We start from the raw sequence: 21,468 nt of genomic DNA, 5'->3' as shown, positions 1-21,468 counted from the left end.
GCGACCGGGGTCGTTCCGCCCCCGTCGCCGCTCCGCCGCCGCGGGGCCACCGCACCGAGGGAGGTCGGCCGCGACCATGCACGTCACGCACCTGTCGTTGGTCGACTTCCGTTCGTACGCCGGGGTCGAGGTTCCGCTCGACCCCGGCGTCACCGCGTTCGTGGGCCCCAACGGGCAGGGCAAGACCAATCTGGTCGAAGCGGTCGGCTACCTCGCCACCCTCGGCAGCCACCGGGTCGCCTCGGACGCCCCGCTGGTGCGGATGGGCGCCGAACGGGCCGTGGTCCGGGCCGCGGTCCGGCAGGGCGATCGGCAGCAGCTCGTCGAACTGGAGATCAACCCCGGTCGGGCCAACCGCGCCCGCGTCAACCGCTCCTCGCAGGTCAGGCCCCGCGACGTGCTGGGCATCGTGCGCACGGTGCTGTTCGCGCCGGAGGACCTCGCGCTGGTGAAGGGCGACCCGGGCGAGCGCCGGCGCTTCCTCGACGAACTGGTCACCGCGCGCGTCCCGCGGATGGCCGGTGTGCGTGCGGACTACGAACGCGTCCTCAAGCAGCGCAACACCCTGCTGAAGTCGGCGGCGCTCGCCCGCCGGCACGGCGGGCGCGGCGCGGACCTGTCGACCCTGGACGTGTGGGACCAGCACCTCGCCCGGGCCGGTGCCGAACTCCTCGCCCAGCGGACGGACCTGGTCGCCGCCCTCGAACCGCTGGCCGACAAGGCCTACGAACAGCTCGCCCCTGGCGGCGGGCCCCTCGCACTGGAGTACAAGTGCTCCGCGCCGGGGCCGGCGGCCGGCCGGGAGGAGCTGTACGGGCAACTCCTGGACGCGCTGGGCGAGGCCCGCAAACAGGAGGTGGAGCGCGGCGTCACCCTGGTCGGGCCGCACCGCGACGACCTGGTGCTGAGGCTCGGCCGGCTGCCCGCGAAGGGGTACGCCAGCCACGGCGAGTCCTGGTCGTTCGCGCTGGCCCTGCGGCTCGCCTCGTACGAACTGCTGCGCGCCGAGGGCAACGAGCCGGTGCTGGTGCTGGACGACGTCTTCGCGGAACTCGACGCGCGACGTCGGGAGCGCCTCGCCGACCTGGTGGCCCCGGGCGAACAGGTCCTGGTGACGGCGGCGGTGGAGGAGGACGTGCCCGGGGTGCTCACCGGCGCCCGGTACGCGGTGGCCGGGGGCGGGGTGGAGCGACGGTGAACGGCTTCGGCGACCTTGCCGGGTCCGGAGCGCCGGGCTTCGGCGCTCCCGCGGCCCCCGCCCCGGCGGCCGGCCCGCCGCCCGTGGCGCCCGCCGGCGGGCCGAGCGGGGTGGACCTCGCCCGGGTGGCGCTGCGGGCGGCGAAGGAGCAGGCGCGGGCCCGGGGGGACGCCACGGCCCAGCGGCGGCAGGCGCGGCGGGGCGGGCTGCGCTCCGGTGCGCGGGGGGACGGGCGGGACCCGATGGCGCTCGGTGCGGCCATCAACCGGCTCATCACCGAGCGGGGCTGGGAGGCTCCGGCGGCGGTCGGCGGGGTGATGGGGCGCTGGCCCCAGCTCGTCGGGGAGGACCTCGCCAAGCACTGCGTTCCGCAGCGGTACGACGAGGAGGCGCGGGTGCTGGTGGTGCAGTGCGACTCCACCGCGTGGGCGACCCAGCTGCGGTTGCTGACCCCGCAGGTGCTGGCCCGGCTCAACGAGGACCTGGGCCACGGCACGGTGAAGTTGATCAAGGTGGTGGGTCCGGTGGGCCCGGGCCACCGCTACGGTCCGTTGCGGGCGCCGGGCAGCAGCGGGCCCGGGGACACCTACGGCTGAGCCGCGGGCCGCCCGTCCCGTGCCGCACCGTCCGGCCGGGCAGCCGCGACGTCTACGTTTCCGCAGGTGAAGGGCGCTTTCCTGGGCCGCTGCGGCCCGTTTGGACCCGCGGTGCGCCGGGTTCGCCGGCGCCGGTCGGGTCCGGGGCGGGGCGGCTGTCGCCGACGGTTGCTGGTGGTTGACGGGCCGAAGCGCTGAGTGCCGCTCTGGACCACTTCAGCCCCGGGGGCGCATATGGGGAGTCAGAAGAGACCGGTTCAGGGCGGCACATGCGGACTCAGGCACCTGCAAAGCCCCATCACTGTCAGCGCTACCGGTAGACTGGAGGACAATCCCGCCCCACTCGTGGGACACACACCGAGCAACGCTGATACAGGCTTACCAACGCAACACGCCGCAGCCGCTCCGGCCATTGCCGGGAGCCTGGCTTGTGCTGTGCCAGAAAGGGCGCTTCGTGGCCGATTCCGGCAACCCCAACGAGAACATCCCGTCCACCGGAACCGGCGAACCCGCCGGGGCCGCCGGCTCCGCACCGGCCGACCCGGTCGTACCCGCAGCGCCCGACGCCCCCGCGGCGGACGGCGCGTCGTACGACGCGAGTGCGATCACCGTCCTCGAAGGTCTGGACGCCGTCCGCAAGCGCCCCGGCATGTACATCGGCTCGACCGGTGAGCGGGGTCTGCACCACCTGGTGTACGAGGTGGTCGACAACTCCGTGGACGAGGCGCTGGCCGGGCACGCGGACACCATCGACGTCACGATCCTCGCCGACGGCGGGGTGCGGGTGGTCGACAACGGCCGCGGCATCCCGGTCGGCATCGTGCCCTCCGAGGGCAAGCCGGCCGTCGAGGTCGTGCTGACGGTGCTGCACGCCGGCGGCAAGTTCGGCGGCGGCGGGTACGCGGTCTCCGGCGGTCTGCACGGCGTGGGCGTCTCCGTGGTGAACGCGCTCTCCAGCAAGGTCTCCGTCGAGATCAAGACGGACGGCCACCACTGGACGCAGGACTACAAGACGGGCGTCCCCACCGCGCCGCTGGCGCGGGGCGCGGCGACGGAGGAGACGGGCACCTCGGTCACCTTCTGGGCCGACCCGGACGTCTTCGAGACCACCGAGTACTCCTTCGAGACGCTCTCCCGGCGCTTCCAGGAGATGGCCTTCCTCAACAAGGGCCTGACCCTGCGGCTCACCGACGAGCGCGACTCCGCCAAGGCCACCAGCGGGGCGGACACCGGCCAACCCAGCGACGACACGGACGCCCAGGCCCGCACGGTGACGTACCACTACGAGGGCGGCATCGTCGACTTCGTGAAGTACCTCAACTCCCGCAAGGGCGAGGTGGTCCACCAGACCGTCATCGACCTGGAGGCGGAGGACAAGGACAAGAGCCTCTCCCTCGAAGTCGCCATGCAGTGGAACAGCGGCTACAGCGAGGGCGTGTACTCGTTCGCCAACATCATCCACACCCATGAGGGCGGCACCCACGAGGAGGGCTTCCGGGCGGCCCTGACCTCGCTGATCAACAAGTACGCGCGGGACAAGAAGCTGCTGCGGGAGAAGGACGACAACCTCACCGGCGACGACATCCGCGAGGGCCTGACGGCGATCATCTCGGTCAAGCTCGGCGAGCCTCAGTTCGAGGGCCAGACCAAGACCAAGCTGGGCAACACGGAGGCCAAGACCTTCGTCCAGAAGGCCGTCTACGAGCACCTCAACGACTGGCTGGACCGCAACCCCAACGAGGCCGCGGACATCATCCGCAAGGGCATCCAGGCGGCCACCGCCCGGGTGGCGGCCCGCAAGGCGCGCGACCTGACCCGGCGCAAGGGCCTGCTGGAGACCGCTTCGCTGCCCGGCAAGCTCTCCGACTGCCAGTCCAACGACCCCACCAAGTGCGAGATCTTCATCGTCGAGGGCGACTCCGCCGGCGGCTCGGCCAAGTCCGGCCGGGACCCGATGTACCAGGCCATCCTGCCCATCCGCGGCAAGATCCTGAACGTGGAGAAGGCCCGGATCGACAAGATCCTCCACAACCAGGAGATCCAGGCGCTGATCTCGGCCTTCGGCACCGGGGTCCACGAGGACTTCGACATCGAGAAGCTCCGCTATCACAAGATCATCCTGATGGCGGACGCCGACGTCGACGGCCAGCACATCAACACCCTGCTGCTGACCTTCCTGTTCCGCTTCATGCGTCCGCTGGTCGAGGCCGGGCACGTCTACCTGTCCCGCCCCCCGCTCTACAAGATCAAGTGGGGTCGGGACGACTTCGAGTACGCCTACTCCGACCGGGAGCGGGACGCCCTGATCGACCTGGGCCGGCAGAGCGGCAAGCGGATCAAGGAGGACTCGATCCAGCGCTTCAAGGGCCTCGGCGAGATGAACGCCGAGGAGCTGCGGGTCACCACCATGGACATCGAGCACCGCGTCCTCGGCCAGGTCACCCTGGACGACGCCGCCCAGGCCGACGACCTCTTCTCCGTCCTGATGGGCGAGGACGTCGAGGCCCGTCGCCAGTTCATCCAGCGCAACGCCAAGGACGTCCGCTTCCTCGACATCTGAGTCGGTCTCCGTCCGACCGCACAGAAAGGACCCGCACCAGCAATGACCGACCAGAACCCCGCAGGCGCTCCCGACACCGAGGGCACCACGGTGCGCATCGAGCCCGTCGGGCTCGAAACGGAGATGCAGCGCTCGTACCTCGACTACGCGATGTCCGTCATCGTGTCGCGCGCGCTGCCGGACGTCCGTGACGGCCTCAAGCCCGTGCACCGCCGCGTGCTGTACGCCATGTACGACGGCGGCTACCGGCCCGAGAAGGGCTTCTACAAGTGCGCCCGCGTCGTCGGCGACGTCATGGGCAACTACCACCCGCACGGCGACTCCTCGATCTACGACGCGCTGGTCCGCCTCGCGCAGCCGTGGTCGATGCGGATGCCGCTGGTGGATTCCAACGGCAACTTCGGCTCCCCGGGCAACGACCCGGCCGCCGCCATGCGCTACACCGAGTGCAAGCTGGCGCCGCTGTCCATGGAGATGGTCCGGGACATCGACGAGGAGACCGTCGACTTCACGGACAACTACGACGGCCGCTCCCAGGAGCCGACCGTCCTGCCGGCCCGCTTCCCCAACCTGCTGATCAACGGTGCCGCCGGCATCGCGGTCGGCATGGCCACCAACATCCCGCCGCACAACCTGCGCGAGGTCGCCTCCGGCGCCCAGTGGTGCCTGGAGCACCCGGAGGCCAGCCACGAGGAACTGCTGGACGCGCTGATCGAGCGGATCAAGGGCCCGGACTTCCCGACCGGCGCCCTGGTGGTCGGCCGCAAGGGCATCGAGGAGGCGTACCGCACCGGTCGCGGCTCCATCACCATGCGCGCGGTGGTCGAGGTCGAGGAGATCCAGAACCGCCAGTGCCTGGTGGTCACCGAGCTGCCCTACCAGGTCAACCCGGACAACCTCGCCCAGAAGATCGCCGACCTGGTCAAGGACGGCAGGATCGGCGGGATCGCGGACGTCCGCGACGAGACCAGCTCCCGCACCGGCCAGCGCCTGGTCATCGTGCTCAAGCGGGACGCGGTCGCCAAGGTCGTCCTCAACAACCTCTACAAGCACACCGACCTCCAGGCCAACTTCGGCGCCAACATGCTGGCCCTGGTCGACGGGGTGCCGCGCACCCTCTCGCTGGACGCGTTCATCCGCCACTGGGTGAACCACCAGGTCGAGGTCGTCGTCCGGCGCACCCGCTTCCGGCTGCGCAAGGCCGAGGAGCGCGCCCACATCCTGCGCGGCCTGCTGAAGGCCCTGGACGCCATCGACGAGGTCATCGCCCTCATCCGGCGCAGCGACACCGTGGACGTGGCGCGCTCGGGCCTGATGGGGCTGCTGGAGATCGACGAGATCCAGGCGAACGCCATCCTGGAGATGCAGCTGCGCCGGCTCGCCGCCCTGGAACGCCAGAAGATCATCCAGGAGCACGACGAGCTCCAGGCGAAGATCACCGAGTACAACGCGATCCTCGCCTCGCCGGTGCGTCAGCGCGGCATCATCAGCGAGGAACTCGCGGCGATCGTCGAGAAGTACGGCGAGGACCGGCGCAGCCAGCTGGTGCCCTTCGACGGTGACATGTCCATTGAGGACCTGATCGCCGAGGAGGACATCGTCGTCACCATCTCCCGCGGCGGCTACGTCAAGCGGACCAAGACCCACGACTACCGCTCCCAGAAGCGGGGCGGCAAGGGCGTGCGCGGGACGAAGCTCAAGGAAGACGACATCGTCGACCACTTCTTCGTCTCGACCACCCACCACTGGCTGCTGTTCTTCACCAACAAGGGGCGGGTCTACCGGGCGAAGGCGTACGAACTCCCGGACGCCGGCCGGGACGCCCGCGGTCAGCACGTCGCCAACCTGCTGGCCTTCCAGCCGGACGAGGCGATCGCCGAGATCCTCGCCGTCCGCGACTACGAGGCGGCGCCCTACCTGGTGCTTGCCACCAAGGCCGGGCTGGTCAAGAAGACCCCGCTGAAGGACTACGACTCGCCCCGCTCCGGCGGCGTCATCGCGATCAACCTGCGAGAGACCGAGGACGGCTCCGACGACGAGCTGATCGGCGCCGAACTGGTCTCCGCCGACGACGACCTGCTGCTCATCAGCAAGAAGGCCCAGTCGATCCGGTTCACCGCGACGGACGAGTCGCTGCGCCCGATGGGGCGGGCCACCTCCGGGGTGAAGGGCATGAGTTTCCGCGAGGGCGACCAACTCCTCTCGATGAACGTCGTCCGGCCCGGTACGTTCGTCTTCACCGCCACCGACGGCGGGTACGCCAAGCGCACCCCCGTCGACGAGTACCGCGTCCAGGGGCGCGGCGGCCTCGGCATCAAGGCCGCCAAGATCGTGGAGGACCGCGGTTCGCTGGTCGGTGCGCTGGTGGTCGAGGAGACGGACGAGATCCTCGCCATCACGCTCGGCGGCGGTGTGATTCGCACGCGAGTCAACGAGGTCAGGGAGACGGGCCGTGACACCATGGGCGTCCAACTGATCAACCTGGGCAAGCGCGACGCCGTGGTCGGCATCGCGCGCAACGCCGAGGCCGGTCGTGAGGCCGAAGAGGTCGACGGTGAGGACGCCGAGGACGGTGTGGGCACCGGTGCGGCAGCCGAGGTCACGGGCACCAGCGGTGCGGACCGGGGCACGGACGAGGGCACGGTGCCCGCGGCCGAGTAGCGCGAGGAGGGACACGTGAGCGGAGCCACGGGCGCCGGGGCGGCGGGTCGACCGACCCGGTCCGCCGCACCCACCGGCACGCGCGCCGGTGAGGACGGCGCCCGGGGCTCCGCCGCGGGTCCTCCCGCGTCCGACGAAGAATCCCACGTCTCCCAGGGGGGAACTGTGACGGACACCCGAGGTCCCCGGACCCAGCAGCACGAGGGGTACCCGGGAGGGTCCTCCGCGGGAGCCACCACCGCGACCGGCGGCACCACCGGTGCCGAGGGCCCGCTGCCGGGCGAACGCCCCCAGCAGCCCGCCCAGCCCTACCACCCGCCCCAGGCGTACCAGACGACCCCGGGGGACGCCGTCCGCCGGCCGCGGACCGGTGCGCGCACCACGCCCCGCACCCGCAAGGCGCGGCTGCGGGTCGCCAAGGCCGACCCGTGGTCCGTGATGAAGGTCAGCTTCCTGCTCTCCATCGCCCTCGGGATCTGCACGGTCATCGCCGCGGCCGTGCTGTGGATGGTCATGGACGCGATGGGCGTGTTCTCGACGGTCGGCGGCACGATCTCGGAGGCCACCGGCTCCAACGAGTCGAACGGCTTCGACCTCCAGTCGTTCCTGTCGCTGCCACGGGTGCTGATGTTCACCAGCATCATCGCGGTGATCGACGTGGTGCTCGCCACCGCGCTGGCCACCCTCGGCGCCTTCATCTACAACCTCTCCGCCGGCTTCGTCGGCGGCATCGAGCTGACCCTCGCCGAGGACGAGTAGCCCCGGCGGAGCCGGTGCCCACGGCCCCCGCCCGGGGGCCGACCACCGATTTTGGGACTGGGCGCGTCGTGCGCTAATCTTCAGAGGTCAGCGCAGCGCGCGGAGGGGCTATAGCTCAGTTGGTTAGAGCGCATCCCTGATAAGGATGAGGCCACAGGTTCAAATCCTGTTAGCCCCACAGCGTGAAGGCCCCCGGACCATCGGTCCGGGGGCCTTCTGCGTACCGCCCCGGCGGGCGACCCGCGCCGGGAGCCCTCCGCTACCAGGGCGAGGGGAGCGCGTGGACGAAGTCGGACCAGATGTGGTCGAGGTCCTCGATGCCCACCGAGACCCGGACCGTTCCCTCGCCCGCGCCGACCGCGCGCAGGACGGAGCCCTCCGGATGGTGGACCCGGGTCTCCATGCCGCCGAGGGCGGTGCTCGACTGGGCCAGGGTCACCCGGTCGACGAACCGGCGGGCGGCCCCGTGGCCGCCGTCGACCTCGAAGGCGAGCAGTCCGCCGTGGTCCGTCAGCAGCCGGGAGGCCACCCGGTGGCTCGGGTGGTCGGGCAGGCCCGGCCAGTGGACGGCGACCACCGCGGGGTGCGCGGCCAGGCGCAGGGCCAGGGCGCCCGCGTTCTGGCAGTGCTGGCGCATCCGGAGCGACAGGGTGCGCAGACCGCGCAGGGTGAGCCAGCCGGTGAAGGGGTCGGCCTCCTCGCCCAGGGCGCGGATCCGGCCGCGGACCCGGTGGTGCCGCTGCTCGTCGGCGAAGACGGCCACACCGCCGGTGATGTCGGTGTGGCCGCTGATGTAAGCGGTCGTCAGGTGCACCACGACGTCCGCCCCGTGGTGCAGCGGTCGGCACAGCACCGGGGAGGCGAAGGTGTTGTCCACCACCGTGGTGAGTCCGGCCCCGCGCGCGAGCGACGTCATGGCGGACAGGTCGCAGACGTCCGCCGACGGGCTGGCGAGGGTCTCCAGGTACAGCAGACGGGTCGTGGGGCGGATCGCCTCGGCGACCTCCCGGGTGCTGCGGCCCGAGACGTAACTGATCCGCACGCCGCGGGTGCGCTCCAGCGCGCGGAACCGCGCCCGGCCGCCGCCGTACGGGGAGCACTGCGCGATGGCGTGGTCGCCCGGGCGCAGGTGACAGGCGAGCACGCCGTCGAGGGCCGCCGCACCGGTGGTGGTGGCCAGTGCGGCGACGCCGTCCTCCAGGTCGGCCAGAGCGGTCTCCAGCGCCTGGGGGGCGAGCCCGGTGAGGTCGCCCGAATGGACCGCGAGGGAGGCGAGGTTGGCGCCGGTGCGTTCGTGGGAGTACGGCGGAGTCGGCCGGCGGGGTGAACCGCCGGGCGGTCGGACGAGGGCGTAGCGGGAGGCGACCGTCACGGCGCGCTCGTGCAGGGAGGCGCGGAGCCACGTCGGGGCGAGCACCTCCGTGCCCAGGGCGTGGTCCCACAGTGCCCACTCCGCGTGGCGGGAGTCCTGGAAGACCACGTCCAGGCGGGTCCAGCCGTCCGGGTCGGTCTCTTCGGATCGGATGGCCAGCACGGTGCCGACCAAGCGCTCGCGATGGGCCGGTTTCACCCGCACCAGAACGGCGAGCCGGTCGCCACCGCTCCGGAACCGCGCCTTGCGTTCCTGCCATGCCTGGTCCAGGTCGACCGGGTCCGGGCGGTGCGTGGGTTCGCCGAGCTTCTCGGCGGCGAGCACCCGGGACAGCCGGTACGTGCGGTCCTCACCGGTCCGCTTGGCCAGCAGATAGCCCTGCTCGCGAATGGTGACCAGGCCGATCGGGTCCACCGTCCGCCACTTCGGCCCTTGGCCCACGGCCTCGTAGCGGATGCGCAGCCTGTGTCCGGTGAGCACCGCGTCCCGGACCTCGGCCAGGACGGCCTCGGAGAGTTCCTCGGGGGCCACCCGGCGGGAGAGGAGGTCGGTCTCCGGGTCCACGAGTAATCGTTGCGCCGCTCCGGCCGCGTTGTCCCGCAGGTTCTCGGGCAGGGCGTCGATCACCTTGAGTATGGCCGAGGCGAGTGCCGAGCCGAGGCCGAACAGCTGCCCGCCGCGCCGTGATCCGGCGACGAGCAGGGCGAGTGCCTCGTCGTGGGTCAAGCCGGTGAGTGCCGTCCGGAAATCCGGCAGCAGGGCGAATCCGCCGTGCCGGCCGCGCTCGGCGTAGACGGGCACGCCGGCCACGGAGAGTGCCTCCATGTCGCGCAGCACCGTTCTTGTGGAGACTTCCAGCTCACGGGCGAGTGCGTCCGCTGTCATCCGCCCGCGCTGGCGGAGCAGGAGGACCAGAGAGACCAACCGGTCGGCGCGCATGCGAAGTCCTCACGAAATACATGACCACGGGTGTCATGTCTTGTCGGCAGGCTCATGGCCCACGACGTCCAACGACCCGGTGGCTTCCGCGTCGTTGGACGTCCGGTTATCCAGGTGAGCCGAATGGAGCGGGCACGTCAATGGAACGTAACGCGGTCAACCCGGTGTCGTGGTCGATCGACATGGGCTTCAACCAGGGAGAGGTCGTCTCCGGCCATTCCCGCACCCTGTACATCTCCGGTCAGACGGCGATGAGCAAGGAGGGCAAGCCGGAACACCAGGGAGACATGGCGGCGCAGCTTGCGTTGAGCATCGACAACGTCGAGGCGGTGCTCGCCGAGGCCGGTATGACCCTGGCCAACCTGATCCGGCTGAACGTCTACACGACTGACGTCGACCTCCTCTTCCAGCACTACGGCGTGTTGGCGGGCCGGTTGGGCGCCGCCGGCGTCGCGCCGACCACCACCATGCTCGGTGTGGCGAGGCTGGCCGTTCCCGGCCAGATGATCGAGCTGGAAGGCACCGCGGTCATCTGACCGCGGCCGGGTGCCGGCCTCGCCCCCCGTGAGGCCGGCACTTCGGCGTGCCGGGACACGGCCACGGCCGACCGGCGCTACTCCTCCTCGCCGCGGACGGCACGTCGGAGCCGGCCGAGGCGTTCGGCCAGGGCGTGCTCCTCGCCGTGCCGCGTGGGTCGGTAGTAGTCCTTCCCCACCAGATCGTCCGGCGGGTACTGCTGTTCCAACACGCCTGCGGGGGCGCGGTGGGGGTAGCGGTAGCCGACGCCGTTGCCCAGCTCCCGGGCACCCGCGTAGCGGCTGTACCGGAGGTGAGCGGGGATCTCGCCGACGACACCCGCCCGTACCTCGGCCATCACCTCGTCGATCGCGACGATCACCTTGTTCGACTTCGGTGCCACGGCCAGGTGCACGGTGGCCTGGGCCAGGGCGAGGCGAGCCTCGGGCATGCCGATGAGCTGCACCGTCTGAGCCGCGGCGACAGCCGCCTGGAGTGCCGTGGGGTCGGCGAGACCGATGTCCTCGGTGGCGTGTACCACCAGCCGGCGGGCGATGAAACGCGGGTCCTCCCCGGCCACGAGCATGCGGGCCAGGTAGTGGAGCGCGGCGTCGGGGTCCGAGCCGCGGATCGACTTTGATGAAGGCGCTGACGACGTCGTGGTGCTGGTCCCCTTGCCGGTCGTAGCGCACGGCGGTTTCGGCGACCGCCCGCTCCACTGCTGCGACGTCGACCACCGTGTCGCCGGTGCCGGTCACTCCGTCGGCGCTCGCCTCCAACGCGGTCAGCGCGCTGCGGGCGTCACCGGCCGCGAGGCGGACCAGGACGTCCTCGGCTGCCGGTGCCAGGGTGACGGAACCGTCGAGACCGCGTGCGTCCTGCACCGCCCGGCGTAGCAGCCCGCGGAGTTCGTCCTCGGTCAGGCGCTGGAACTGGAGCACCAGCAGACGGGAGAGCAGCGGGGACACCACCGAGAAGGACGGGTTCTTCGTGGTGGCCGCGACGAGCAGCACGAGCCTGTCCTCGACGGCGCCCAGGAGCGCGTCCTGCTGGGTTCGGGAGAAGCGGTGCACCTCGTCGACGAACAGCACCGTTCGCTGCTGCTGGCGCTCCTGGCGACGGAGCGCCCCCGTCATCACGTCGCGCAGTTCCTTGACTCCGCTGGACAGCGCCGAGAGCGCGACGAAGTGCCGGGAGGCGGTGGCGGCGAGCAGCCGTGCGAAGGTGGTCTTTCCGGTGCCGGGCGGGCCGTACAGCAGCACCGAAGCCGCCTCCCCGCCCTCGGCGAGCCGCCGAAGCGGAGTGCCGGGGCGCAGCAGGTGCGTCTGGCCGACGAACTCGGCGAGTGTGCGCGGCCGCATCCGTGCCGCCAGCGCGTGGGCGGCACGTGCGGGCTCGGCGGCCGGAGGGCCGTCCGGGGTCGGTAAGGCGAACAACCCGTCGTCCCCGGCGGCCGTCACTTCCCCGCTGCCTCGGCGCACGGCACTTCGTCGTGCCCGGTTCGGGCGGGAGACGGTGCTCTGGGGCGCATGCGCTGTGGCCTTCCACTCTGGGGCAGTTCGGTCAAACCGTCCCGGGGGCTACACGTACAGCGTGCCCCGGGCGACGACCACGACGGACCCCGCTACCTGAACCGAATCGATCTGCTCCGGAGTCCCCGTCACACGGGCGCGCATCGTCGAAGGGCGCCCCATCTCGACCCCCTGGCGGATGTCGATCCACTCTCCGAACGGGATCATTCCGTGCCGGGCCAAGCGTACCGGGAGCGAGCCCGCAGCCGAGCCCGTGGCGGCGTCCTCGACCACGCCGTAGGCGGGCGAGAACATGCGCAGCCGCCACTGGGTGCCAGAGCCGGCGAAGCAGTTGGCGGCCATGTCGGGTAGCCGGGAGAGGGCCTTCTGGTCCGGCTCCAGAGCGGAGAGCGCAGGCAGGTCGTCAAGGCCGACGAACACGTGCCGCGGCCCGTTGTCGTAGACCTCGATCGGCAGGCTGCTGCCGGTGTCCGCGAGGCCGAGGGCGGTGGTGTCCAGGCACCCGGTCACGCCGGTCACCCTCTCGGGCAGCACGGTGAGGCGCAGTTCCGAGCGGTGGGTGTGCCTGCGGACCGGGAGGTAGGTGAGCTGCGGGGGCCGTAGCCTCCGAGGTCGGCGACGACTCCGCCGTGGCCGCCGGTGACTTCGTAACCGCCCGGGCGGGCGTCGACCTTGGTCACGTCGCGGGCCGAGTAGACGAGTTCGTCCACGATCACGCAGGCGCCGACCCGGTCGGCGGGTGGGGAAGGGGAATTTCGTATTCCTGCCCCACGGGAAATGGCTTGTGGCCGCAGCGGTCGGGCTGCCAACGGGGCCGGGACGGGTGTGACCTCGCCGTCCCGGACGACGGTCTCGCGGGCTCGGCCCGGCTCGCGCTGTGGGACCGGTCCTTCTCGGTGAACCCCTCGTCGGGGGCCGCCCGGAGGTGGCTCCGCACGGCTCTCGTCGGCGTCGGGCTTCCCGGTGCGGCGGCTCCTCCCGCGCCCCCGGATGGCCGGCCGCGGGGCGAGGCGGGCCAACGGCACCCGCGCCGGCACGGCAGCAGTTCGGGAGACCATAAGAGAAACCCCCCTGACCTGCGAAAATGAGGTCAGGGAGGCTATCGAGTGGAGCCTAGGGGAGTCGAACCCCTGACATCTGCCATGCAAAGACAGCGCTCTACCAACTGAGCTAAGGCCCCGTGGGGGAGACGGATCGCCCGGTCGGGCCCATCCGCTCGTGGAACAGGGTACCGGGTCACCCCCGGAATTCCGCAAAAGGTTTGGGGTCCCCGGGAACGACCACTCTCCGTAGGATGCTCGCACGCGCTTCGCGACAGCGAACCGCGGTTCTTGGGGAAGCGATGGGGAGACGCAATGGACGCCGCGCAGCAGGAAGCCACCGCAAGAGCGAGGGAGCTCCAGCGGAACTGGTACGGGGAGCCGTTGGGCGCCCTCTTCCGCAGGCTGATCGAGGACCTCGGTCTGAACCAGGCCCGGCTGGCCGGCGTGCTGGGCCTGTCGGCGCCCATGCTGTCGCAGCTGATGAGCGGGCAACGCGCCAAGATCGGCAACCCGGCGGTCGTGCAGCGCGTCCAACTGCTCCAGGACCTCGCCGCCCAGGTCGCGGACGGCAGCGTCAGCGCGGGCGAGGCCACCGAGCGGATGGACGAGATCAAGAAGTCCCAGGGGGGTTCGGTGCTGAGCACCACCTCGCAGCCCACCCACAGTTCGGGTGCGCCCACCGTCAAGCGCGTCGTCCGCGAGATCCAGTCGCTGCTGCGCTCGGTCTCCGCGGCGGGCGACATCATCGACGCGGCGAACTCCCTGGCACCCACCCACCCCGAGCTGGCGGAGTTCCTCCGGGTCTACGGTGCCGGACGCACCGCGGACGCGGTCGCCCATTACCAGGCACACCAGAGCTGAGCCGCCGCCCGGCCGGCGGCACCACACGGGGAGCGACGAAGGACGATGGGCGAGGTCTTCGCCGGCCGGTACGAACTGGTCGATCCGATCGGACGCGGGGGAGTGGGCGCGGTCTGGCGCGCCTGGGACCACCGGCGGCGCCGGTACGTGGCCGCCAAGGTCCTCCAACAGAGCGACGCCCACACCCTGCTGAGGTTCGTGCGCGAGCAGGCGCTCCGCATCGACCACCCCCATGTGCTGGCCCCCGCCAGTTGGGCCGCCGACGACGACAAGGTCCTGTTCACCATGGACCTCGTCGCCGGCGGCTCCTTGGCCCATCTCATCGGTGACTACGGGCCGTTGCCGCCCCGGCTGGTCTGCACCCTGTTGGACCAGTTGCTCGCCGGGCTCGCGGCCGTGCACGCGGAGGACGTCGTCCACCGGGACATCAAGCCGGCGAACATCCTGCTGGAGCCCACCGGCGCGGGCCGTCCCCATCTGCGGCTGTCCGACTTCGGCATCGCGATGCGCAAGGGCGAGCCGCGGCTCACCGAGACCGACTACGTGGTGGGCACCCCCGGCTACTTCGCCCCCGAGCAACTGCTGGGGGCCGAACCCGACTTCCCCGCCGACCTGTTCGCCGTCGGTCTCGTCGCCCTCTACCTGCTCACGGGCGCCAAACCGGACGCCAAGGCGCTGATCGAGCACTTCACCGAGCACGGCACCCCCTCGGCGCCGCTCGGGGTGGACGAGCCCCTGTGGCAGGTCATCGCGGGGCTGGTCCAACCCGATCCGGACGGTCGATTCCGTACCGCGACCGGCGCCCGCAAGGCCCTGGCCTCGGCCGCGGAGATGCTGCCGGAGCCCGGGCCGGACGAGGAAGTGGTGGAGGTGTTCCACCAGATCGCGGAGTTGCCGCCCGGCTTCGGCCCCGAGGGCCCCGAGGCACGGGCCTCGGGGCTCCCCCGCGTCCCCGACGCCTTCCGCGCCTTCCCGCACGGCCCGGACACCCCCGGCGCCCGCGCCGGGGGCGCCTTCGCCCCGGGCGCGCCCCCGCCGGCGGCCCCCGACCCGCGCACCCCCACGGCGGACGGCTATCCCCTCGCCCCGCCGGGGGCCCCCGCGCAACCGCCCGCAGCGGCGCACCCCCATCCGCCGCTGCCCGTCCACGACCCGTACGTCCCGCCGCCGGCGCACCCGCCGCAGCCCGCGCTGCCGCCCGTTGCCCGGCCGCCGGTCCCGGCGGCGGTCGCCGGGCGGGCCGTGGCGGGGCCGTACGACGGCTATCCCCCGTACTCCCGGCCCGTTCCCGCCGATCCGGTCGGCCTCGCCGAGGCCGACACGGCGGACGGGCAGGGCGGTCGGGCGCTCCGCGGTCCTCGCCCCGGCCCGGCGGACGGCGCCGGCGGGGGGCTTCCCGGGACGGCGGAGCCTCCCCGGGGGCACCGCCGTCGCCGGCGGCCCGGGCCGCCGGCGACGGTCGCCGTGCCGCTGCTCGTGCTGGCGCTGATCTGCTTCGCCGTGGGTCTGTGGGCCCTGTCCCGGGCCTGAGCCGTCGCCCTAGGTCCGGGGTGCGCCGGCGCCCGGTGACCCGCGCCGGGCCACCACCGTCCACACCACCAGCACCAGCACCAGCGCCGTCCCGGTGCCGAACGCCGCGAAGGCCACCGTTCGCATCACGGGTCCCCGGGCGAACGCGGAGGCGGTGGGGCCGTCCGTTCCCGGCTCCGGCGCTTCCTCCTCGGCGGCGGGTCGGAACTCCTCGGCGGGCAGGGGCTGCCCGTCGTACACGGGCACCGGGCCGAAGCCGGCGGGGGCCTCCTTGACGCCGAGGCGCAGCTTCACCCCGATGCGTTCGTCCCCGAACTGCTCGGCCACGGCGGCCCGCAGGTGGACGGCCAGGTAGTACCGTCCGCTGAACCGCATGCCGTTGACCCGGTCGGAACCCGCGAACCGGTTCTCGTACCGCACCGGGGGCAGCGTCCCGAGGGCGGCCACCTTCTGCTTGCCGTCGTAGCTGCTCTGGACCTGGTCGACGGGGCCCCGGGCAGGGTTGAACAGGTCGACGACCAGTGCGGAGGGCACGAACCTGCCCAGGCCCCGACCGCCGCCGGGGCCGTCCGGTCCGTCGGGTCCGTCCGGCCCGGCCACCCCGTCGGTGAGCGAACCGAGTTCCACGTGGGCGGAGAGCCGCTCGCCCCAGTCGACGGGCACCCGGTAGTAGAGGGTCTGCCCGGGCCGGATGTGGTCCTGCCAGACGCCGTGCGCCAGCCGGGGGGCGGTCGCGAAGCCGCTGCCGCCCGCCCGGGTCGAGGCCGCGCCCGCCACCGGGGCGGGCGAGAGGGACGCCTCGGGCGTCGGGGCCTCGCTCGGGCCCGGCGTGCTGAGCTGCGGTTCCGCGGAGAACCGCAGCTCCAGGTCCCAGGCGGTCCGCGGGGCCTCGCCCTCCTGCTCGACCACCACGTAGTACGGGCCCGCGTTCCGACAACTGCCGGAGCCCGGACCGGTCGTGCGCGCCGCCCAGGCGGTGAGCGGACGGGGGCTCTCGGAGGAGCCGAAGCGGGCGCGGGCGGAGCGACAGGTGATGCCGTCGCCGTTCTCCACCGCGAGGGAGTAGCCGTCCTTGAAGGTGACCTCGGTACCGGGGGCGGGAACGGCCGTCGCGGAGACGTAGGCGTTCTCCGTCGCCCCCAGTTCCAGTCGGAAGTAGCGCTTGCCGGCCTTCGGCAGCACGCTCCGGTAGGTCTTGCCGGGTGCCAGGCGCCGGGCCTGGGCGGTCCCGGACGCCCCCTCGACCGAGCGGGCGTCCGGGGCGAACGCGTATGGTTCGGGCCGTTCCCGTGGTGCGCCCGCCGCCGGGCCGGTGGCGGATACCGCCGCGCACAGCACCGTCCCCGCGGCCACCATCCCCCCGAACCCGCGGTACCACAGCTTCGCCAGCCGCGCCCTCACGCGCCCATCCCCTCGTCGGCCGGAGTCATCGCCCGCGGCGACCGTGCCACCCGTGCGATCCGGCGCCCCGGCCGCCACCCGACCGGAACGCACGAAGGCCCCGGCCGTTCGGTTGGCCAGGGCCTTCGGAGTGAAGGTTGTGGTTGATCACGAACCCGTGGGCACGGAGTCGGTCGCCTCCGTCCACAGGTCCTGCTCGGCGCGATCCGCCTGGATCTGGCGGTACACGAGGAGCCCGCCGATGGCGGCCAGGGCGACCAGGAGAAGCTTCTTCACCGCGCGACCTCGTCTTTCGTTGACGTAGGGGACCTCTGGCGCCCGACTATACACACCGGTCGATACCGATCGGTGACCTACCGGGGAGCTGTGGACCGCCGCCGGGAGGGGCGTCCCGACGCGGGTTCCGCGGAGGGCTGCGCTCCGCTCTTGCTCTACCACATGGGGATGTTCGCCGCATGAGGGGTTTTTTCCGGGCGAATGACTCCATCCGTGTGGTGTTCATCTGACGATCGCGGCGCCACTCCCCGTCGGTCCTTCCCTCTCGGCTCCGCATACACATGATGAGGAAAGTACGCAAATCGCCCAACCCGAAAGTGAGGAATCATGGTCAGCAACAAGCTCGCGGCGCTGTGGACAGCGCTCGTCGCCGCGATCGTCGCGGTGCTCGCCGCCCTGGGGCTCGCCTCCCCCGCCGCAGCCACCCCGGTGGTGCGGACCGAGGCCACCCGCCACCCCGCCCCGACCGTGCGCGAAGCCCGGGTCCCGGCGGCGGCGCCCGGACGACAGCTCAGGTCCCTGCCACCGACGATGAAGCAACGGATCCGGGCCGAGGCGCACGGCTCCTCCCCCAGTTGCCGCGCCTGCACCGCGTCCCAGGACTTCGACGCGGCCCTGACCGAGATGGTCAACGCCGCCCTCGCCGATCCCGGCCTCCGGGAACCCGCACCGCACCGCGACGCACAGGCCCCGTCCCGTCCGCTGATCCCCGCACAGCTCCCCGCGTCCTCCCCGGACCAGGCTCCCGTGAGCGCCCCGGCCAACGTCCGGGGCAACTCCGGCGCGGTTCCGCTGCCGCGCCCCCACGGCTCCGCCCGCCAAGGTCGCCACGGCCTCGTCCCGTCGGGCCCCACCGGTCCGGACGCTCCCGCCGTACCGGGACCGCTCGTTGCCGCCGCTTCCTGAGCACCCGGCGCGAGCCCCGCGCATCCGGTTCTCCCCCTCGCCCTCCCCGTCGTGCGTCCGGCCCCGTGTGAACCCGGCGGCGTCGTGCGCCCCCGACAGCCCCCGCCGTACGACCCGGACCCCGCGGACGGCCTACGGACCGGCTGCCCACGGACCGGCTGCCCACGGACCGACTGCCTACGGACCGGAGCCCGACCCTCGGACTCCCGGTCGTGCGGACCGCCCCCGCACCCACCGCTCCTCATGACGACGGCACCGACCCGCAGTAGCCGCTGACGGATGGACCGGGAACTCGGGACGACGACGATCCCGACACCCCGACGACGAACGGACTGAGCCACCCCCGCAGACGCCCGCACGGGACCGCACGCCCCCGCCCAGCGGTGAGCCGCTGTTGCGTTCCCTCCCCCGTGGCGCCGCACCCCCCAAGCGTTCCCGCCGGGACGCGACCTTCCGCGTGCCCGGCCGCCCCGGACCCCCGTGACCCCGCCCGCCCCTTCCCCGAACGAAGTCGACCTGGCCCGAAGGGCGCTTTCGGCGGACGTGGAGCGCAGGCCCGGCGTTTCACGTGAAACGCCGCGCCCGGGGCTCACTCGCGGTCGGAGTCCGAGGCGGCGTCCGTCTGCGCCTGCTTGGCCTCCACCTCGGGGTCGAGTGCCGAGGGGGAATCCACGTCCGCGGTCTCCGGCACCTCCGTCGCCGCGGGGGGTTCCACCAGCCAGTCCGGGTTGGCCTGGCTGTCCCACCACCTCCAGACCGCGAAGGCGACACCCGCGGTGACGCCCAGCAAGAGGACGCCCTTCCCCACCCGTCGGGCCCGGGAGCGCCGGGCGGACCGTCGGATCAGTCGGTGCACCTCGTCCGCGGAGACCTGTCCCCGGAGGGCGGCGAGTGCGGCCACCCCGCGGGAGGCGGCCTCGTCCCGCGCCGGGCCGGCGGCGGCCACCGCGTGCTGGAGCCGGGGCCGGGAGTACTCCGCGGCCTGGCGGGCGGCGACCCGGGCACGTGCAGTGGCCTCGTGCGCCACGTGGTCGACCTTCGGGGGGACATGGGTACGGGCCTGTTCGATGCGGGGCGCCAGATGGGCCACGTACTGGACACGCGCCTGATCGGCTGCCAGTTGGGCCGCGGAAGACACCTTGGGCGCCACTCGCACCCGGGCTGAGTGGGCGTAGTGCACGGCTCGCTCCTTGGCCGTGTCCGCGTAGGGCGCCACCGCTTCCGCGGCGTGCAGCACGCTGTCCTTCGCGGAACCGGTCGCGGCGCGCACGCTGTCGATGCGGGTCACGAGAACCTCCTCCTCGGTGGCGGAAAGCCTGGGGTGCCCCCCAGCGCGTCACCGTTCGCCTTTCCGCCCTTATGGGGATCATGCCTGTCGTCCCGCGCACCGGCATGTGAGAAGGGGCATCCGGGTCATGCCTCCCCCGGCGGAAGCCCATGATCCGGGCGGGGCCGGTCTCGGTGCGTGCCGGCTCGTGCGAGGATCGGAACGTCACAGAGGACAACGGAAGGCAGATCGTGGCTGAGCAGCTGTACGCCACCCTGAAGACCAACCAAGGCGACATCGTGGTGCGGCTCCTGCCCAACCACGCGCCCGAGACGGTCAAGAACTTCGTCGAGCTCGCCGAGGGCCAGCGCGAGTGGGTCCACCCGGCGACCGGTAAGCGGTCCACCGACCGGCTGTATGACGGCACGGTCTTCCACCGGGTCATCCCCGGATTCATGGTCCAGGGCGGCGACCCGCTGGGGAACGGCACCGGTGGCCCCGGCTACCAGTTCAAGGACGAGTTCCACCCGGACCTCCAGTTCGACCGTCCGTACCTGCTGGCCATGGCCAACGCGGGTCCGGGCACCAACGGATCGCAGTTCTTCATCACGGTCGAGCCCACGGCCTGGTTGAACCGCAAGCACACCATCTTCGGTGAGGTCGCGGACGACGCCAGCAAGAAGGTCGTGGACCTGATCGCGGGCACCCAGACCAACCCGCGCACCGACCGTCCCGTGCAGGACATGGTCATCGAGTCGGTCGTCGTCGAGACGCGCTGACGCCCCGGGCGGCGCCCGGGAACAAACGGCCCCGTCCGTCCGTCATGGAAGGGCGGGGCCGTCCGTCCGGGCCCCCGCATGCCTTCGGACGAGTTGGATGGAGGGGAGAACCCCCATGGACCAGGTGCCAGGCGGGCCGCAGGGCACACGGGACGCCGAGAATCCCGTGCGGTGCTACCGGCACCCGGAGCGGGAGACCGGTATCCGCTGCACGCGCTGTGAGCGGCCGATATGCCCGGACTGCATGATCAGCGCCTCAGTGGGCTTCCAGTGCCCCGAGTGCGTGCGCCAGGGCTCGGGCACCGGGCACGGTCCCACCGCCAACCAGCCCCGCACCCTCGCGGGGGCGCCCCTCGTCCGGGACTCCCGGTTGGTCACCAAGATCCTCCTGGCGATCAACGTCCTCGTCTTCATCGCGATCCAGACCAATGAGCGTCTGGTCACCGATCTGTTCCTGATCGGTGCCTGGCCGGCGCCGCACTTCGCCGTCGAGGGCGTGGCGGACGGCCAGTGGTACCGGCTGGTGACCTCGATGTTCGCGCATTCCGAGGTCTGGCACATCGCCTTCAACATGCTCAGCCTCTGGTGGCTCGGCGGTCCGCTGGAAGCGGCCTTCGGCCGGACGCGGTACCTCGCGCTGTATTTGATCTCGGGTCTCGCGGGTGGAGCGCTGACCTACGTACTGGTCGACCCCACCCATGCCTCGCTGGGCGCCTCGGGTGCGATCTACGGGCTGTTCGGGGCCACGGCGGTGCTGGTCAAGCGTCTGAACTACGACCTCCGTCCGGTGCTCGCCCTGCTGGCGATCAACCTGATCTTCACCTTCACCATGTCCGGCATCGCCTGGCAGGCGCACGTGGGCGGTCTGATCGCGGGGGTGGCCATCGCCTACGGCATGGTGCACGCCCCCCGCGAACGGCGCTCCCTGGTGCAGTGGGGAACCTGTGCGGCCGTGCTGCTGGTGGCCGTGGTGGCCGTGGTGGTGCGGACGGCCACGCTCGTCTGAGCCCGAGCACCGCGAGGTTGTCCACAGTGCGTGGCGGATCTCGTGCAGGGGGTGGGGAACACCTGTGCCCCTGAGGGGGAGCTGGGTTTTCCCAGACGGGGCAAGGGGCGAACCTGTTTTCGGATTGCCGATCGGTCAGTCACATCGGCGTCAACGTCCCATGGGTTATCCACAGATCGTCTGACCTTTTCCCCACTGTGGACAGGGTTGTGGATAACTCGACGCCCGGTACCCCGGCCCGGCAGCCCGAAGGGCCCCGCGGGCCC

The 21,468-nt window shown here is 72.0% G+C and carries 15 protein-coding genes, 2 tRNA genes and 3 pseudogenes; 12 read left to right on the top strand and 8 right to left on the bottom strand.

Features of this window, described 5'->3' with window-relative positions:
* Positions 1 to 76 precede the first annotated feature (76 nt).
* From recF to ACSMX9_RS14085, 6 genes are all read left to right on the top strand, one after another.
* A complete protein-coding gene (gene recF, locus ACSMX9_RS14110; protein WP_445402663.1) occupies positions 77 to 1,198 on the top strand; it encodes a DNA replication/repair protein RecF in 1,122 nt (373 codons plus the stop codon).
* A gap of 83 nt (positions 1,199 to 1,281) precedes the next feature.
* Complete coding sequence (locus ACSMX9_RS14105) at positions 1,282 to 1,794, top strand: DUF721 domain-containing protein (protein WP_445402990.1); 513 nt, start codon at positions 1,282 to 1,284, stop codon at positions 1,792 to 1,794.
* A gap of 430 nt (positions 1,795 to 2,224) precedes the next feature.
* Positions 2,225 to 4,354 (top strand): DNA topoisomerase (ATP-hydrolyzing) subunit B, encoded by a 2,130-nt coding sequence (gene gyrB / locus ACSMX9_RS14100; RefSeq protein WP_445402662.1) that lies wholly within the window; start codon positions 2,225 to 2,227, stop codon positions 4,352 to 4,354.
* 42 nt (positions 4,355 to 4,396) lie between these two features.
* Positions 4,397 to 7,015, top strand: a complete 2,619-nt coding sequence (gyrA, locus tag ACSMX9_RS14095) for a DNA gyrase subunit A (RefSeq protein WP_445402661.1) — start codon at positions 4,397 to 4,399, stop codon at positions 7,013 to 7,015.
* Positions 7,016 to 7,030: 15 nt separating this feature from the next.
* Entirely contained in the window at positions 7,031 to 7,774 is a 744-nt protein-coding gene (locus ACSMX9_RS14090; RefSeq protein WP_366115941.1) for a DUF3566 domain-containing protein, read from the top strand.
* A gap of 104 nt (positions 7,775 to 7,878) precedes the next feature.
* Positions 7,879 to 7,952 (top strand) — tRNA-Ile (locus ACSMX9_RS14085).
* Positions 7,953 to 8,033: 81 nt separating this feature from the next.
* Here ACSMX9_RS14085 and ACSMX9_RS14080 read toward each other — a convergent pair.
* Both ACSMX9_RS14080 and ACSMX9_RS14075 read right to left on the bottom strand, forming a co-directional pair.
* Positions 8,034 to 8,990 (bottom strand): annotated as a pseudogene (locus ACSMX9_RS14080) (trans-sulfuration enzyme family protein); the annotation flags it as partial.
* Between the two features lie 132 nt (positions 8,991 to 9,122).
* A pseudogene (locus ACSMX9_RS14075) lies at positions 9,123 to 10,085 on the bottom strand (helix-turn-helix transcriptional regulator); the annotation flags it as partial.
* 140 nt (positions 10,086 to 10,225) lie between these two features.
* Between ACSMX9_RS14075 and ACSMX9_RS14070 the strand changes: the two are divergent.
* Positions 10,226 to 10,621 (top strand): RidA family protein, encoded by a 396-nt coding sequence (locus ACSMX9_RS14070; RefSeq protein WP_445402660.1) that lies wholly within the window; start codon positions 10,226 to 10,228, stop codon positions 10,619 to 10,621.
* A 77-nt stretch (positions 10,622 to 10,698) separates the two neighbouring features.
* Here ACSMX9_RS14070 and ACSMX9_RS14065 read toward each other — a convergent pair.
* The 3 genes and pseudogenes from ACSMX9_RS14065 to ACSMX9_RS14055 form a co-directional block, all read right to left on the bottom strand.
* Positions 10,699 to 12,037, bottom strand: a pseudogene (locus ACSMX9_RS14065) (replication-associated recombination protein A).
* A 144-nt stretch (positions 12,038 to 12,181) separates the two neighbouring features.
* Positions 12,182 to 12,643 carry a PhzF family phenazine biosynthesis protein gene (locus tag ACSMX9_RS14060; protein WP_445402659.1) on the bottom strand — a complete coding sequence of 154 codons (462 nt, stop codon included), beginning with the start codon at positions 12,641 to 12,643 and terminating at the stop codon, positions 12,182 to 12,184.
* 597 nt (positions 12,644 to 13,240) lie between these two features.
* Positions 13,241 to 13,313 (bottom strand) — tRNA-Ala (locus ACSMX9_RS14055).
* A gap of 175 nt (positions 13,314 to 13,488) precedes the next feature.
* On the opposite strand from ACSMX9_RS14055, the gene ACSMX9_RS14050 reads away from it, so the two are divergent.
* A complete protein-coding gene (locus tag ACSMX9_RS14050; RefSeq protein WP_351243848.1) occupies positions 13,489 to 14,037 on the top strand; it encodes a helix-turn-helix domain-containing protein in 549 nt (182 codons plus the stop codon).
* A 45-nt stretch (positions 14,038 to 14,082) separates the two neighbouring features.
* A complete protein-coding gene (locus ACSMX9_RS14045) occupies positions 14,083 to 15,567 on the top strand; it encodes a serine/threonine-protein kinase (protein ID WP_445402658.1) in 1,485 nt (494 codons plus the stop codon).
* A 9-nt stretch (positions 15,568 to 15,576) separates the two neighbouring features.
* Here ACSMX9_RS14045 and ACSMX9_RS14040 read toward each other — a convergent pair whose 3' ends face one another.
* Complete coding sequence (locus ACSMX9_RS14040; RefSeq protein WP_445402657.1) at positions 15,577 to 16,968, bottom strand: hypothetical protein; 1,392 nt, start codon at positions 16,966 to 16,968, stop codon at positions 15,577 to 15,579.
* A gap of 147 nt (positions 16,969 to 17,115) precedes the next feature.
* Positions 17,116 to 17,244, bottom strand: a complete 129-nt coding sequence (locus ACSMX9_RS14035) for a DLW-39 family protein (RefSeq protein WP_003999697.1) — start codon at positions 17,242 to 17,244, stop codon at positions 17,116 to 17,118.
* A 327-nt stretch (positions 17,245 to 17,571) separates the two neighbouring features.
* Between ACSMX9_RS14035 and ACSMX9_RS14030 the strand changes: the two genes are divergently transcribed.
* Positions 17,572 to 18,150 carry a DUF6344 domain-containing protein gene (locus tag ACSMX9_RS14030; protein WP_445402656.1) on the top strand — a complete coding sequence of 193 codons (579 nt, stop codon included), beginning with the start codon at positions 17,572 to 17,574 and terminating at the stop codon, positions 18,148 to 18,150.
* Positions 18,151 to 18,739: 589 nt separating this feature from the next.
* Here the strand turns inward: ACSMX9_RS14030 and ACSMX9_RS14025 are convergent.
* A complete protein-coding gene (locus ACSMX9_RS14025) occupies positions 18,740 to 19,438 on the bottom strand; it encodes a DUF5324 family protein (RefSeq protein ID WP_445402655.1) in 699 nt (232 codons plus the stop codon).
* 230 nt (positions 19,439 to 19,668) lie between these two features.
* On the opposite strand from ACSMX9_RS14025, the gene ACSMX9_RS14020 reads away from it, so the two are divergent.
* Entirely contained in the window at positions 19,669 to 20,196 is a 528-nt protein-coding gene (locus ACSMX9_RS14020; protein WP_351243838.1) for a peptidylprolyl isomerase, read from the top strand.
* A 115-nt stretch (positions 20,197 to 20,311) separates the two neighbouring features.
* Positions 20,312 to 21,202 (top strand): rhomboid family intramembrane serine protease, encoded by an 891-nt coding sequence (locus ACSMX9_RS14015; RefSeq protein ID WP_445402654.1) that lies wholly within the window; start codon positions 20,312 to 20,314, stop codon positions 21,200 to 21,202.
* Positions 21,203 to 21,468 lie beyond the last annotated feature (266 nt).

This window comes from Streptomyces sp. LE64, from assembly GCF_052606915.1.
The sequence above is the reverse complement of the archived record's forward strand: the minus strand, read 5'-3'. Positions and strand labels throughout refer to the sequence as shown.